Source organism: Mucilaginibacter polytrichastri, from assembly GCF_001911425.1.
Taxonomy (GTDB): Bacteria; Bacteroidota; Bacteroidia; order Sphingobacteriales; family Sphingobacteriaceae; genus Mucilaginibacter; species Mucilaginibacter polytrichastri.
In genome coordinates this window covers 4308207-4321539 of record NZ_MPPL01000001.1, presented here as the reverse complement: position 1 = coordinate 4321539, position 13333 = coordinate 4308207, and the positions used below count along the sequence as shown (strand labels likewise).

Sequence of the window (13333 nt, the reverse complement as noted above, 5' to 3'; positions counted from 1 at the left end):
GCATGCATAACTTCGACTTCAGTTTCCTGAAATTTAGTTTTTTCGATGTACTGGATATTGTGCTGGTAGCCCTTATTATCTATCAGTTGTATAACCTTATCCGTGGTACCATTGCAGCCAATATTTTTATTGGTCTGGCCATTATCTGCCTGCTGTATTTTGTAGTAAAAGCGTTGCATATGACGCTACTTACAAACATACTGGGCAACTTCATGAATGTGGGCATTATTGCCGTTATTGTTGTTTTTCAGCAGGAAATAAGACGATTTTTATTGTTGGTAGGTAAAAATGCGTCGCTGCAAAGAAACAAAGCATGGTGGAAATATTTCTTTGGCAAGGCCGAAACCGAAAAAAATAACTACATCCGCATTAAGCCTATTATAGATGCCTGTAAAAGCCTTAAACAAACTCGCACAGGGGCACTGATTGTGTTCGCCAAGTTTTATGATGAGCAGTTTTATCAAAATAGCTGCGAGGTAATTGATGGTAAAATATCGAAACGTTTACTAGAGAGTATTTTCCAAAAAACAAGCCCGCTGCACGACGGTGCGGTGGTGATATCAGAGAATAAAATAAAATCGGCCAGCTGTATTTTACCCCTTACAGAAAACACAGATCTGCCGCCTCAGTTTGGCTTACGCCATCGGGCAGGTATTGGCGTAACCGAGGCTAATGAAGCTACAGCCATCATTGTATCAGAAGAAACCGGCGAAATCTCTTACGCCAAGCAGGGCCGCGTAAAAATGAATATCAGTTTTGCTGAGTTGGAAAAGTTGCTAAACAAAGATTTTTAACAAACAATAGGGAGGCTCCCAATGGCAGCCTCTCTATTGTTTATTTCTTTTCGTCATTGAGGTACGAAGTAATAACGGGTGGTTGTTTTTATGCCAGTTAACTACTTAACCCACACCGGGACGCTAAGATTATCCCAGTCTAAAGTAAAGCCTTTATCAGAGATTTTATAAACCAGGCGTTCGTTCATGGTAGCAGATTTCACGGGTTTAACGGTTACTACCAACACATCTTTAGCAGGGTCTTCGGTGGTAGAACCATCGCGTTTAATACCCCATTGGCCGGTTTGCGAGTTGAAGATGATCTTCCATTCTTTTTCACCAGGTGTAGCATACAGGCTGTATTTGCCTGCAGGCAAGGTTTTACCTTGTATGGTTAATGGCTTATCTGTAGTGAAAATAGTTGCCTCATTAGCACCTGCGCGCCATACTTTATCATAAGGAACCAAACCACCCCAAATTTGGCGGCCTTTAACGGCAGGGCTGCTGTAAGCGATACTTACATTAACACCTTTTATGGTACCTTTTGCTACTTCGGCAGGGCTTGCCGGGGCTGGTTTATCTTGTGCCATCATAGTTAATGACATCATTGTGCCGAATAATGACAGCAAGAGTGACCTTTTTAGTGTGATACTTTTCATACGATTTTTAATGTTTTCTTTTGGTTAATAATAGGCAAGTTACAAGATATTGATGAATAAAAATTATTAAATAGCTAAGGCTGCCAATTGGCAGCCTTAGCTATTTATTTCTGGATTTTTATCCAATTGTCATCACAATGACGGTAAACTTTGAATATTAAAAGCAACAAGGGAAATTAAATTTGTCATTCTGAACGTAGTGAAGAATCTTCTTCGATTGCAAAGTGCACATCTGCTTAACAACCTTAATGAAGCAGAAGATTCTTCACTACGTTCAGAATGACAAACTTGATATAGGCAACGATAGTCTATTTATTTACTGAATCGCCTTAATGGCATCAGTAGCAGCTTTAGCCGAAGCCTCGTCTTTCATTTTTGTGCGTTGGTCTTTAACCTGCGTAAGCATTTCTATAATTGCGGGCACAAGGCCAGGAGTTTCTTTGTAGCGTTTGGCAGTTGCTATTAACTCTGCGATGCCTTGTTGCGCATAAGCTGGGTTTATTACACGGGTAGTCATCTGGGCAAAGTTTTCCAACAATTCCATGCGTTCGGCACGGCGCGATGCTTTAAATTGCTCGTAGATAAATGGCCATTCATTATCGCTGCCGGCTGTGCCCAGTATGGTAGCCACACGCGATTTTAACGGGCCTTCGCTATCGCCTTTTAATTTATTTGCATATTGTAAGCCATCTGTAGGGTTTAATTGATAAATGCCGTTTAACGCAGCCGCTTGTACGGCATAAGATTCACTACTGATGGCTTGTTTAAACAAGTTATAATTTGCCTGCGATTTTTGTTTAGCCAAAATATTTAATGCTGCAGCCTGCACCAAAGTATTTTTGGTAGTTTGCGCAACTGTAAACAGAACCGGTAATGCGGCATTGCGTACATCATCATTCTTTAAATTAAGGCCTTCTATGGCTTCAATTTGTAAGGGGGCATATTTATCCTGCAAGGCAGCTATCAGCACTTTACGGGCGCCTTCATTATCCTGGTGTGAGGCAAGGGCTTCTAAAGCCTCGTGCCTGTCCAGGTATAACGGGCCGTTAAAATACTGGTAAGCAAATTCGGCCGGGGTTTTATTGTCAATCTTTAAGGCTAGCAGCACTTTGTCTGCATCCACATTTACCAGGTTAGGCTTGGCACCTAATTTAAAGCTTAAAGTATCGGCTTTGTTGCGCATCCATACCTGTTTGTGCTCTTTATTGCTATTGTTGTATACGTCCACATTCAGTGGTAAAATAAAGGCATCACCATCCTGCGTTTGTTGTAAAAAAACCTTTTGGGTTTTGGTATCCTCATCCCACTGGTAGCTGATATTTAGCACCGGGTGGCCTGCGCGATAGTACCATTGGTTAAAAAACCAGTTAAGGTCTTTTCCGCTGGCTTCTTCCATGGCTAAACGTACCTGTTGTGCTTCGCCGGTTTTAAAGGCGTTGGTTTTTAAGTAGATGTTAAGGCCTTTATAAAAGGCTTCGTTACCTAAATAATGGCGTAGCATATTTAAAATACGGCCGCCTTTTTCGTAAGTAACCACGTCAAAAACATCTTCCTTATCATCATAATGGAAACGTACCAGTGGCTCTGTATAGGCTTTTGGCGATGACAGGTATTTTTGCATCGATTTATAGTTATACTCATTACCCGCGTCCATGCCATTCTTATGCTCCATCCACATGGTTTCGCTAAAATCTGCGAATGATTCATTAACGGTGAGGTTGCTCCAGCTTTCGGCCGTTACATAATCGCCAAACCACTGGTGAAAAAGCTCGTGTACAATATCAATGCGGCTTTCGTCTCCACCGTCAATTAGTTCGCGGCGGGTATGTTGCACCTGCTCGCCGTGCAGCGTGGCCGATGTGTTTTCCATGGCACCACTTACATAATCGCGCACTACAATCTGGGCATACTTGTTCCAAGGGTAATCAACACCCAAAGTTTTAGAGTAAAACTCCATTACTTCCGGCGTAAAGCCGAAAATGTCTTTGGCGTAAGGCGCATACTTGGGTTCCAGGTAATAGCTTACCTCTTTGCCGCGCCATTGATCGCGGTAGATCTTAAAATTACCCACGGCCATCATAAACAGGTACGGGGCATGTGGCAAATCCATTTTCCAGGTATCGGTGCGGGTACCGTCGGCATTTTTTTTCTGCGAAGCCAGGCGCCCGTTAGATAGCGTTACATATTTGCCCGGCACGGTCATGCTGATCTCGTCGGTAGTTTTTTGGTTCGGCTTGTCAATGGTAGGGAACCAGGCCGATGAGCTTTCAGATTCGCCCTGTGTCCAGATCTGTACCGGCTTGCCTTTTTCGGTGCTATCCGGGTTAATAAAGTATAAACCCTTGGCATCATTAATAGCTGCACTGCCCTCAACCTTTAATTCGTTTGGTTTGGACGTGTAATCGATATAAATAGTGTAGCTCTCGTTATTGGTATACTTTTTATCCAGGTGGATATTCAGCGTCAGCTGATTGTAAGTATACTTTAATGGAACATTCCGGCCGTTTTTAACAACAGAAATGTTCTTAATATCCATACCCTTGGCATCCAGCCTTAGCGAATCTGTAGGGTAAATATGGGGCTTCAAGGTAACCCACTCTTTACCATACAGGTAGCGTTTTTTGTAGTCAAACCGCACATCGAGTTTGGTATGTACCAAATCATTAACCTTGGTTACGGTTTCGCGGTAAATGTTCATCGGGTCGGCGCTATTCTCTGTTTGTGCCTGTACCTCAGTTGTTTTAAGCGATACTATAAACAGTGCTGCTATCGCTAAAGCAGGGTATTTTAAATGCATAATGTATTATTGGTTCTTGTAAATCTTTCCTTCTTTCATCACAAAGGCCATATTGCCCATTGTTTTGATGTCCTGCAGCGGGTCTCCGTCAACGGCCACAATATCTGCAAATTTACCTGTAGTAATGCTACCGGTTATTGCCGTTATGCCTAATAAGTCAGCAGCGCTGGTGGTTGCAGCTTTAATCGCAGCCATTGGAGGCATACCGGCTTCAACCATGTAACCAAACTCCATCCAGTTTTTGCCATGCGGGTAAACGCCTGCATCGGTACCGAAAGCAATTTTTACACCGGCTTTGTAGGCTTTGCCAAACGTATTCTGAATTACCGGGCCAACTTCTAAGGCTTTGCGGGCAATTACCGGCGGGAAATAACCTTTGATCTTGGCCGAATCCATTACAGAACGACCGGCAATAATAGTCGGCACTAAATAAACGCCGTTCTTTTTAGCCAGTTCCATGCCTTCGGCATCCATAAAGGTGCCATGCTCTATAGAGGTTACGCCGCCCAAAATGGCACGCTTTATACCTTCGGCACCGTGTGCGTGGCAGGCTACCTTCATGCCGTAATCTTTGGCGGTTTCTACCACGGCCTTAATTTCTTCAATGCTAAACTGTGCGCCCGAGCCGTCTTCGCTCAAATCTAATACCCCACCGGTTGAAGCAATTTTTATGAGGTTAGAGCCGCGTTTAAATTGCAGGCGTACGGCTTTTATCAATTCATCCTTCCCGTCGGCAATGCCTTCATCGGGGCCCGGGCGATGCTGAAATGCATCATCTCTGAAACCATCAGACTCATCCATGTGGCCGCCGCTTGCAGAGATAGCACGGCCGGCTGTATAAATACGCGGGCCATCTACCAGGCCCTGTGCCACTGCTTTACGCAGGCTAATGTTTACACCAGACCCGCCCAAATCTCGCACGGTGGTAAAGCCGGCCATCAACGTGGTTTTGGCATGTATGGCAGCGTGGTAAGCAATGTCGGCATCTGTAAAACGAAAGCGGTCCATAGCCGAAGTTTTGGTAAACTCACTTTCCAGGTGCACATGGCAATCAATTAAACCCGGCATTACGGTTTTGTTTTTAAGTTCGATCACATGGTCTGTAGAGGTTCCCGAGGTGTAGCCTTTTTCAATACCGGAGATCTTGTTGCCATCAACCACAATGGTCATCTCACTTTGGGGAGAATTAGCCACACCGTCAATTAATTTCCCACAATGGATGTAAGTTTTTTGGGCTACAGCAAGTTGCGCAGCGGCCATAAAGAGCAGGGGTAAAAGTTTTTTCATAATACTTTTGGGTTGTTTTTTTCTTATGGTAAGTTAGTTAAGCTTGAAGATATAAACTTTTGGCAATTAGTGGTATGCAATAATTCATTAAAATAATGTTCGTTTGTGTGCGAACTTAACCTGTATAAATTGCCAGATAGGCGTTTCAATTACATTTGAAGCACATGGCCGTAGCAACGCTGCAATGATTTATCGCCATTGCAAAAGGTGGTTGTTATAAAAATGTATTGGCGATGCGGGGATGCTGTTTGCTCTTAATTTATAATCCAAACGGGTTTCGGCTATTTTACAAATGTTTGCTGGCATTGTAGTTGCCATATATATTGTTGTTAACAAATAAATAAGGAGGAGCAAATGAATTCGTTTAGGGTGGTTTTATTGTTGGCTATGATATTTATAATAGCCGTTGTTGCAAATACAGTTACAGGTTATATGTTTTTTTACAGGCACATCAATGTTTTATTATTGATAGGCAGCGTAAGTTTTGTGTTGTTTGTAGTGGGCACTACAGTTTTTAGAAAAATAAAAAAGGAAACTTTATTGTAATATAAGAGTCTCTGTTTGGAGGCCTTTGTGCTGTGATCTATTGATAGATACTGATTGAGCGCGCGGATCGGTTGTAAATAATCATCATTGAGTTAAGATATTAAAACAATACGTAAGATAATGGCTTACCATATAAGAAACTATTATTTATAATATGGGGAGTATGCAAGCATGCCGGATTTTCTCGATTACCGGTTTTCTTTTAATTATTATTTTCGGAATCGGCCATATGATGTGGCATAATCCGGTCGACAGGTTTTTTATAGCGCCGCTAATCTGTGTTACTGCAATTATTATAACCAGCCTGGGCATGATGTTTAAAAGAACATTAAAGCCTAGCCGAATAAAGCGTTAATTAAGATTTGAGGTAGTTTAAGGACAAATCATTACAATAAATAGCAATAAAAAAACTTTTTTAAATACCTAATATTTAGTAACTTAGTTAAGTATTTCGAGGTTGTATCATGTTAATCTTTGTAAAGATGAGCTTTCTTAAACAGTTATTAAAAGATTTTGCTTTAGCTACAATAGTTATATTTATATTTCACTATAGCTTTGATTCCCGGCTTGTTTTTAAAACCATTGTGCTGGATTCTATATATACGGGGATAGGCGTATCATTAGGTATTGCTTCACTTAAATTGATGAAAAAAAACTACAGTAAGCAACGAGCCTAAATAAATCAGAAGATATTTTAAAATAAAAAAAGTCCCCTGGCAGTATACCAGGGGACTTTTTTTATTTTCATTTTGCTTAGCAATATTGATCGAAAGCGTGCATCAGGTTATCAGCAATCATTTGGGCGTTGCGGCCTTCAATCTGGTGGCGCTCTATCATGTGTACCAATTTACCATCTTTAAACAGAGCCATAGATGGCGATGACGGAGGGTAAGGCAGCATGTAATTACGTGCGCTATCAACAGCCTCTTTTTCCATACCTGCAAATACAGTAACTAACTTAGTTGGGCGTTTTTCGTAACCGGCAGCCATTTTTGCAGCAGGGCGTGCATTGGCAGCAGCACAACCGCAAACAGAGTTTACCATTACCAATACAGTGCCTTCGCTTTCAACCGCGCCTTTTACAGCATCGGCATCCAACAGCTCCTCAAAGCCTGCGTTGGTTAATTCTGCCCGCATTGGGGCAACTAAATATTCTGGGTACATCATTTTCTTATATATTTGGATTACAAAAATAACGATTATGTAATGAAATAATTTTACACTGTAAAATATTAACATTGTGTTGACGTTATTTTTAATGCTTGTGCCTGCATAAGGTGCTGGCAAAACCCTGATTAAAAATTTAAACTATTGTATGAACTTAAAACAAGCAGATTTAGGTGTGAGTGAGGTATTGGTGGAGAGCGAGTTTCAGGCTAAAGTATTGCAAGTAAAAGCTAAACATTTTAAAAGATTAAAGTTAACAGCCGTAACCGCGGTTTGTTTGGCAGCATGTTTAACATACACCGTTAAACAGCTGCATGATAGCGGCGAGCAAAAGGCTCAGGAAAACGCCAGGCTAATGTCGCAGATCTCGGCCCTGAGAAATGAGGTTGACGAAAGCTCGACCAAGCTGGATGCCATTACGGCATCGAGCGACAGCACCAACAACAAGGCCTTAAATTACATAGACGGTATCCAAACCAAACTAAAAAAAATTAACGATTACCTGGGCAAGCGTGGCTTAAAGGCGGTTACCTTTAAAGGCATAAACACTGGTAAAGCCAGTACCGATAAAAAAGTAAGCAACCTGCAGCTTTATGCAAAGTATAACAGCTACCTGGAGCAATTGGTTACCAATGTGGCCATGGTGCCTATGGGCTACCCGCGCATCAGCAGCTTTACTTCGTTTTTTGGCTACCGTGGTAACCCCTTTGATTTTGGCCGTAACGAGTTTCATCCCGGCATTGATTTTAAAGGCAAAGTGGGCGACCCTGTTAAATGCACTGCCAGTGGTAAAGTAATTTTTACCGGTAAGGCAGGTGGTTATGGCAACTGTGTACGCATACAGCATATTGGTAATATCGAAACCTGGTACGGGCATCTGTCGCGCATTAATGTACACGAGGGCCAGCGGGTAACTGTGGGCGATGTAATTGGCAAGGTAGGCTCAACAGGCCGCTCAACCGGGCCGCATTTGCATTACGAGGTGCGCCGCAATGGTAAGCCTGTCAACCCCGTGCAATATTTAACACTTAACCAATAAAGGTTAGGCTGCGGTATTAGTAAAAGCATTTATAAAATACGCGTTGCAAACGCGCGCAAGGCTGGTATAGCCGGGAGTTTTCTCCTGTCTTGATTCTTGACGCTCAATTATTAGTTGTAACTAATCTATTTCATTTTCATATACTTATTAGTTAATTTTGCAGTCTAAAAAAACAAACACTATGTCATCAGTAGAGACTGCGTACGTAAAGAGTAAAGTAAAAGACCCATCGTTAGCTGCGTGGGGACGTAAGGAAATAGAACTTGCCGAAGCAGAAATGCCGGGCTTAATGTCGCTTCGTGCAGAGTATGGCCCGTCTAAGCCATTGGCCGGTGCGCGTATTGCAGGTTGCCTGCACATGACTATCCAAACAGCGGTTTTAATTGAAACCCTGATTGATCTGGGTGCCGAAGTTACCTGGTCGTCATGTAATATCTTCTCCACACAAGATCATGCTGCTGCTGCTATTGCTGCCGCAGGTACTTCTGTTTACGCCTGGAAGGGTTTAAACGAAGAAGAATTTAACTGGTGTATTGAGCAAACTTTATTTTTTGGCGAAGACCGCAAACCATTAAACATGATTTTGGATGATGGCGGCGATTTAACCAATATGGTATTTGATAAATACCCTGAACTGATATCAGGTATTAAAGGTTTATCTGAAGAAACTACTACCGGTGTACACCGTTTATATGAGCGCATGAAAAATGGTACTTTACCAGTTCCTGCAATCAATATCAATGATTCGGTTACTAAATCGAAATTCGATAACAAATACGGTTGCCGCGAATCATTGGTAGACGCGATCCGCCGTGCTACCGACGTAATGATGGCTGGTAAAGTAGCTGTTGTTTGCGGTTATGGCGATGTGGGTAAAGGTTCTGCAGATTCATTGCGTAATGCAGGTGTCCGCGTTATTGTTACTGAGATCGACCCGATCTGCGCATTACAAGCTGCAATGGAAGGCTTTGAAGTTAAAAAACTAGGTACTGCAATTAAAGAAGCAGATATCGTTGTAACGGCTACAGGTAACTGTAACATTGTTCGCGAAGAGCATTTCCGCGCATTGAAAGATAAAGCCATTGTTTGTAACATCGGCCACTTTGATAACGAGATCGATATGGCTTGGTTAAACGACGCTTACGGCCACTCTAAAATTGAAATTAAACCACAGGTTGATAAATATACAATTGACGGTAGCGATGTGATCATACTAGCCGAAGGCCGTTTAGTTAACTTAGGTTGTGCAACAGGCCACCCAAGCTTTGTAATGTCAAACTCTTTCACCAACCAAACACTGGCACAATTAGAGCTTTGGTTACACACAGATCAATACGAAAACAAAGTTTATACTTTACCTAAACACCTGGACGAAAAAGTTGCCCGTTTACACCTTGCCAAAATTGGTGTAGAACTGGAAGTACTGGATCAGGATCAGGCCGAGTATATCGGTGTAACTGTTGATGGTCCGTTTAAACCAGAGTATTACAGATATTAATATTTTTTAGTCGAAAGGCTAATTTGATAGTAAAAGGCTTCAGATCATGTGATCTGAAGCCTTTTTTGTTTCCGAATAAAATATAATAGCCTAATCTCTTGTTCTTTACAATAATATTTAGATATTTGTCTAAATATATAATCAGCCAAAGTATTGAACCTTCTTTTTAAAGCATTAAACGACCAAACCCGACGGGAAATATTGGAGTACCTGAAAGAGAAAGACCTGACAGCCGGTGAAATAGCCGACAAGTTCAATATTTCGAAACCCAGCATATCCCATCATCTCGACCTGTTGCGACAGGCCGGCCTGGTGGTATCTGTTAAAGAGGGCCAGTTTGTTTATTACGCTTTAAACACCACGGTAATGGATGAAATGCTGAAGTGGATTATGCAATTTAAATCTTAAAAATAACCTTGCACCATCATGAAAAAGTTTAACCCGAGCGATCTGCTCCTTTTAATTATCTGGGTATTACCCTTTGTTTATCTGGCTGTGGTTTATAAGCAACTACCGGAAACTGTCCCCATTCATTTCGGCATTCAGGGAAAGCCGGATGGTTTTGGTCCACGCGCAGATGTTATTTTTTTAATGGCCATTACGGGCGGTGCAAGCGCGGCTGCTTATTTGTTAATGAGGTTTTTACCATCAATTGATCCTAAAAGGCAGGTGAAATATGGCGAGGATAATTTTAACAAAATAGGTTTCGGTATTGTATCGTTTTTGTCGCTGATATCGCTAACCATTATTTATGCAGTGGTGCATAATGGGTTTAAATACGATAACTTAGAGTTCGTAATTATAAGCCTGCTGTTTGTATTTTTGGGTAACATGATGTACAATGTAAAACCTAATTATTTTGTAGGTATCCGTATCCCCTGGACATTGGAAAGCGAAGATAACTGGCGTGCTACACACCGTTTGGCAGGTAAACTATGGGTAGGCGGTGGCATTGTGCTAACGGCGCTTATGCTAATTATCCATGGCCAGCTGGGTGTAGATGTATTTTTAGGTTTTATAGCCTTACTATCCATCGTACCGATGGTTTATTCTTACCGGTATTTTAAAATGCATACGGCTAAGTAATATCTATTAACAGATAAATTAAAGAGTTCCGGAATTTACCGGAACCTCTTTAATATGAATAATTATACTGTTTTTTCTACTATCACCGCTGTACCGTAAGCCAGCACCTCGGTTATACCCTGCATAATTTCATTAGCATCATAACGCATGTTAATAATGGCATTAGCGCCAATGGCCTGGGCATGTTGTATTAATAACTGGTAGGCTTCTTCGCGGGTATTCTCGCACAGTTCTACATAGATAGATAACCGGCCGCCAAATAACGATTGAAACCCACCGGCAATATTGCCCAGCGCACTGCGGCTGCGCACAGTAATGCCACGTACAACACCCAAATGCTTTGTTATTTTATACCCTTCTAAACTGGTACTGGTTGTTATTAATGAATGGTCCATGATTTGTTTTTATTTGTTATTGGATGGGTTTGTAGATAAAATGTTACGGTTTGTTGTATAAAACATGGTGTGGCGATGAATGTTTTTTAGGTGATCGTTATTGCTGAAGTACAAGTGATATACTACTTGTCATCTGCAAATTCTTCATCAACACTCTCCCGCAAATCATACAATAACCATTGCTTGTTGGCAATCGATTTAGTTTTTGATTGCAGTAGTTTAATGAAATCATTCACACCTACAGGTTCATTCCCGTTGCCGTGTATCAGCACAATACTGCCCGCCTGCGGTTGCTGCCCTTTGGCCAGCCATGCATCGGTACCAATGGGTATCAGCCCGAAACTGGTAATGCTGAAAACCAATTGCTGATCTGATACCAGGCCCGGGAAGCGGAAAAATACCGACGGCAGTAGTCCGTTTGCCAGCATGTCTTTCTCGGTCTTCAAAACTTCATAACTGATGTTGGTGCCCGGCTCCAGCAAAAAGTTTTCTTTTAAAGGTGCGCTTTTGCTTACCCGGTGATTGTACGAATGATTGATCCACGTGATATAGATCTCATGTTTGGCCTGCATGTCTTTTAGCCAGGCCAGGTCTTCCTGGTGTTTGTTCATCCAAATGCCGGTTACAGAAAGCGCCACGGGTACAGGCCGCTCTACCTTTTTAAATTCGTTAAATATGTCGGTAAAAATGCGGCGGTCTAAAGGCTTGTGCGATGGGCATAGGTCGGCCGTTAGGCTGATGCCTGTTTCTTTAGGCAGGCCGCGCTCTATCCCGGCATCCTGTATCATGATAGAGGAGTTTTCTGCCTTACGCAACGCCTTTTCGTATGGGGTACTTTTAAAAAACACTTTGGCTTCATCCGCACTCATGGGTTTTACCTGGTAAAAGCTGCTGTCATCAACTTTGGTTTCCAGGGTTTGCGGGTTCACCAGCAGGTAATAACTTTTGTTGTAGTCTGTAAACTGGCGGATAGCTACCCAATCTTGCGGTGCATGATGCGCCCAGCCAAAAAAAACTTTATAATCTTTTATCTGGTTATACCTGGCCTGTGAGCGGGCCTGCAGAGTGTATATGAGTAGGAAAAGCGTAAATAATTTAAGTTTCATAAGTAGCGGTTAAGCAATATTTAAAAATAAATTAATCATAAAAATGTTTGCGTTGTTAAACACTAATAGGATATTTACCTCCGTACTTCAATATTACAACAATGACCCGATTATCTGTCAATATCAATAAAATTGCAACACTGCGTAATTCAAGAGGTGGTAACAACCCCGATTTGCTGCAAGTAGCCAAAGATTGCGAAGCCTTTGGCGCGCAAGGCATCACCGTGCACCCGCGGCCCGATGAGCGCCACATCCGTTATGCCGATGTTTACGCGCTGAAACAGAGCTTAACTACAGAGTTTAATATTGAAGGCAACTGCGACGAAGAAAAATTTGTAGAGTTGGTATTGGCTACAAAACCACACCAGGTAACTTTAGTGCCCGATGCATTGGGGCAGCTAACCTCCAACCACGGCTGGGATACTATTACTAACAAGGCATACCTTACAGATGTGGTAAAGCGCTTTAAAGACCAGGGCATCCGCGTGTCTTTATTTGTTGACCCCATTGCCGAGATGATAGAAGCTGCTGCCGAAACCGGGACAGACAGGGTAGAGCTTTATACCGAAGGTTATGCCATCCATTATAACCAGGGCAATGAGCTTGCTGCCGCTCCGTATATTCTGGCTGCAAAAAAAGCGCAGCAAGTAGGCTTGGGTTTAAACGCAGGCCACGATCTGGACCTGAACAACCTGAAATATTTTGCTGATAACGTACCCGGTTTGCTGGAGGTAAGCATAGGCCATGCACTCATCAGCGATGCTTTATATTATGGTTTGGAGAACACGATACAGATGTATTTACAGCGTTTATCAAACATTCCGTCTGACGGGGAAGAGGTAGGTACTGCTGGTACGATATAAACTCTTCCAATACTCTATAAAATCGGTCGTTTTTAAGGTCTAATAATAATGTTAATTCTATTGTAAGTATTGCTTTACTAATTGTTACTCAACTGGTAAAATCTTACCTTTGCGGCA

The 13333-nt window shown here is 42.1% G+C and carries 13 protein-coding genes; 7 read left to right on the top strand and 6 right to left on the bottom strand.

Features of this window, described 5'->3' with window-relative positions; all coding sequences use genetic code 11:
• The first annotated feature begins 2 nt into the window (after positions 1–2).
• Positions 3–794 (top strand): diadenylate cyclase CdaA, encoded by a 792-nt coding sequence (cdaA, locus tag RG47T_RS18495; RefSeq protein WP_074490939.1) that lies wholly within the window; start codon positions 3–5, stop codon positions 792–794.
• Between the two features lie 101 nt (positions 795–895).
• Here cdaA and RG47T_RS18490 read toward each other — a convergent pair whose 3' ends face one another.
• The 3 genes from RG47T_RS18490 to RG47T_RS18480 form a co-directional block, all read right to left on the bottom strand.
• Entirely contained in the window at positions 896–1432 is a 537-nt protein-coding gene (locus RG47T_RS18490; RefSeq protein ID WP_091690969.1) for a DUF2911 domain-containing protein, read from the bottom strand.
• Positions 1433–1748: 316 nt separating this feature from the next.
• A complete protein-coding gene (locus RG47T_RS18485; RefSeq protein ID WP_074490937.1) occupies positions 1749–4229 on the bottom strand; it encodes a M1 family aminopeptidase in 2481 nt (826 codons plus the stop codon).
• A gap of 6 nt (positions 4230–4235) precedes the next feature.
• Complete coding sequence (locus tag RG47T_RS18480) at positions 4236–5516, bottom strand: metal-dependent hydrolase family protein (RefSeq protein WP_074490936.1); 1281 nt, start codon at positions 5514–5516, stop codon at positions 4236–4238.
• A 1028-nt stretch (positions 5517–6544) separates the two neighbouring features.
• Here RG47T_RS18480 and RG47T_RS18465 point away from each other — a divergent pair.
• Complete coding sequence (locus RG47T_RS18465) at positions 6545–6739, top strand: hypothetical protein (RefSeq protein ID WP_074490933.1); 195 nt, start codon at positions 6545–6547, stop codon at positions 6737–6739.
• Between the two features lie 76 nt (positions 6740–6815).
• Here the strand turns inward: RG47T_RS18465 and RG47T_RS18460 are convergent, their stop codons facing one another.
• Positions 6816–7226 carry a BrxA/BrxB family bacilliredoxin gene (locus RG47T_RS18460; protein WP_074493578.1) on the bottom strand — a complete coding sequence of 137 codons (411 nt, stop codon included), beginning with the start codon at positions 7224–7226 and terminating at the stop codon, positions 6816–6818.
• Between the two features lie 151 nt (positions 7227–7377).
• Here RG47T_RS18460 and RG47T_RS18455 point away from each other — a divergent pair, with 151 nt between their 5' ends.
• The 4 genes from RG47T_RS18455 (at position 7378) to RG47T_RS18440 (ending at position 10852) form a co-directional block, all read left to right on the top strand.
• Complete coding sequence (locus tag RG47T_RS18455; protein WP_074490932.1) at positions 7378–8268, top strand: peptidoglycan DD-metalloendopeptidase family protein; 891 nt, start codon at positions 7378–7380, stop codon at positions 8266–8268.
• A gap of 181 nt (positions 8269–8449) precedes the next feature.
• Complete coding sequence (ahcY, locus tag RG47T_RS18450) at positions 8450–9766, top strand: adenosylhomocysteinase (protein ID WP_074490931.1); 1317 nt, start codon at positions 8450–8452, stop codon at positions 9764–9766.
• Between the two features lie 153 nt (positions 9767–9919).
• Positions 9920–10174, top strand: a complete 255-nt coding sequence (locus RG47T_RS18445; protein ID WP_074490930.1) for an autorepressor SdpR family transcription factor — start codon at positions 9920–9922, stop codon at positions 10172–10174.
• Between the two features lie 18 nt (positions 10175–10192).
• Positions 10193–10852, top strand: a complete 660-nt coding sequence (locus RG47T_RS18440) for an SdpI family protein (protein ID WP_074490929.1) — start codon at positions 10193–10195, stop codon at positions 10850–10852.
• Positions 10853–10914: 62 nt separating this feature from the next.
• Here RG47T_RS18440 and RG47T_RS18435 read toward each other — a convergent pair whose 3' ends face one another.
• Both RG47T_RS18435 and RG47T_RS18430 read right to left on the bottom strand, forming a co-directional pair.
• Positions 10915–11247, bottom strand: coding sequence for a YbjQ family protein (locus RG47T_RS18435; protein WP_074490928.1), 333 nt, complete (start codon positions 11245–11247; stop codon positions 10915–10917).
• A 122-nt stretch (positions 11248–11369) separates the two neighbouring features.
• Positions 11370–12353, bottom strand: coding sequence for a polysaccharide deacetylase family protein (locus RG47T_RS18430; protein ID WP_074490927.1), 984 nt, complete (start codon positions 12351–12353; stop codon positions 11370–11372).
• Positions 12354–12454: 101 nt separating this feature from the next.
• Here RG47T_RS18430 and RG47T_RS18425 point away from each other — a divergent pair, with 101 nt between their 5' ends.
• Entirely contained in the window at positions 12455–13216 is a 762-nt protein-coding gene (locus RG47T_RS18425; RefSeq protein ID WP_074490926.1) for a pyridoxine 5'-phosphate synthase, read from the top strand.
• Positions 13217–13333 lie beyond the last annotated feature (117 nt).

Coding starts and splice junctions, on each gene's coding strand:
- cdaA (WP_074490939.1), top strand. CDS start 3: ATGCATAACTTCGACTTCAGTTTCCTGAAATTTAGTTTTTTCGATGTA.
- RG47T_RS18490 (WP_091690969.1), bottom strand. CDS start 1,432: ATGAAAAGTATCACACTAAAAAGGTCACTCTTGCTGTCATTATTCGGC.
- RG47T_RS18485 (WP_074490937.1), bottom strand. CDS start 4,229: ATGCATTTAAAATACCCTGCTTTAGCGATAGCAGCACTGTTTATAGTA.
- RG47T_RS18480 (WP_074490936.1), bottom strand. CDS start 5,516: ATGAAAAAACTTTTACCCCTGCTCTTTATGGCCGCTGCGCAACTTGCT.
- RG47T_RS18465 (WP_074490933.1), top strand. CDS start 6,545: ATGAGCTTTCTTAAACAGTTATTAAAAGATTTTGCTTTAGCTACAATA.
- RG47T_RS18460 (WP_074493578.1), bottom strand. CDS start 7,226: ATGTACCCAGAATATTTAGTTGCCCCAATGCGGGCAGAATTAACCAAC.
- RG47T_RS18455 (WP_074490932.1), top strand. CDS start 7,378: ATGAACTTAAAACAAGCAGATTTAGGTGTGAGTGAGGTATTGGTGGAG.
- ahcY (WP_074490931.1), top strand. CDS start 8,450: ATGTCATCAGTAGAGACTGCGTACGTAAAGAGTAAAGTAAAAGACCCA.
- RG47T_RS18440 (WP_074490929.1), top strand. CDS start 10,193: ATGAAAAAGTTTAACCCGAGCGATCTGCTCCTTTTAATTATCTGGGTA.
- RG47T_RS18435 (WP_074490928.1), bottom strand. CDS start 11,247: ATGGACCATTCATTAATAACAACCAGTACCAGTTTAGAAGGGTATAAA.
- RG47T_RS18430 (WP_074490927.1), bottom strand. CDS start 12,353: ATGAAACTTAAATTATTTACGCTTTTCCTACTCATATACACTCTGCAG.
- RG47T_RS18425 (WP_074490926.1), top strand. CDS start 12,455: ATGACCCGATTATCTGTCAATATCAATAAAATTGCAACACTGCGTAAT.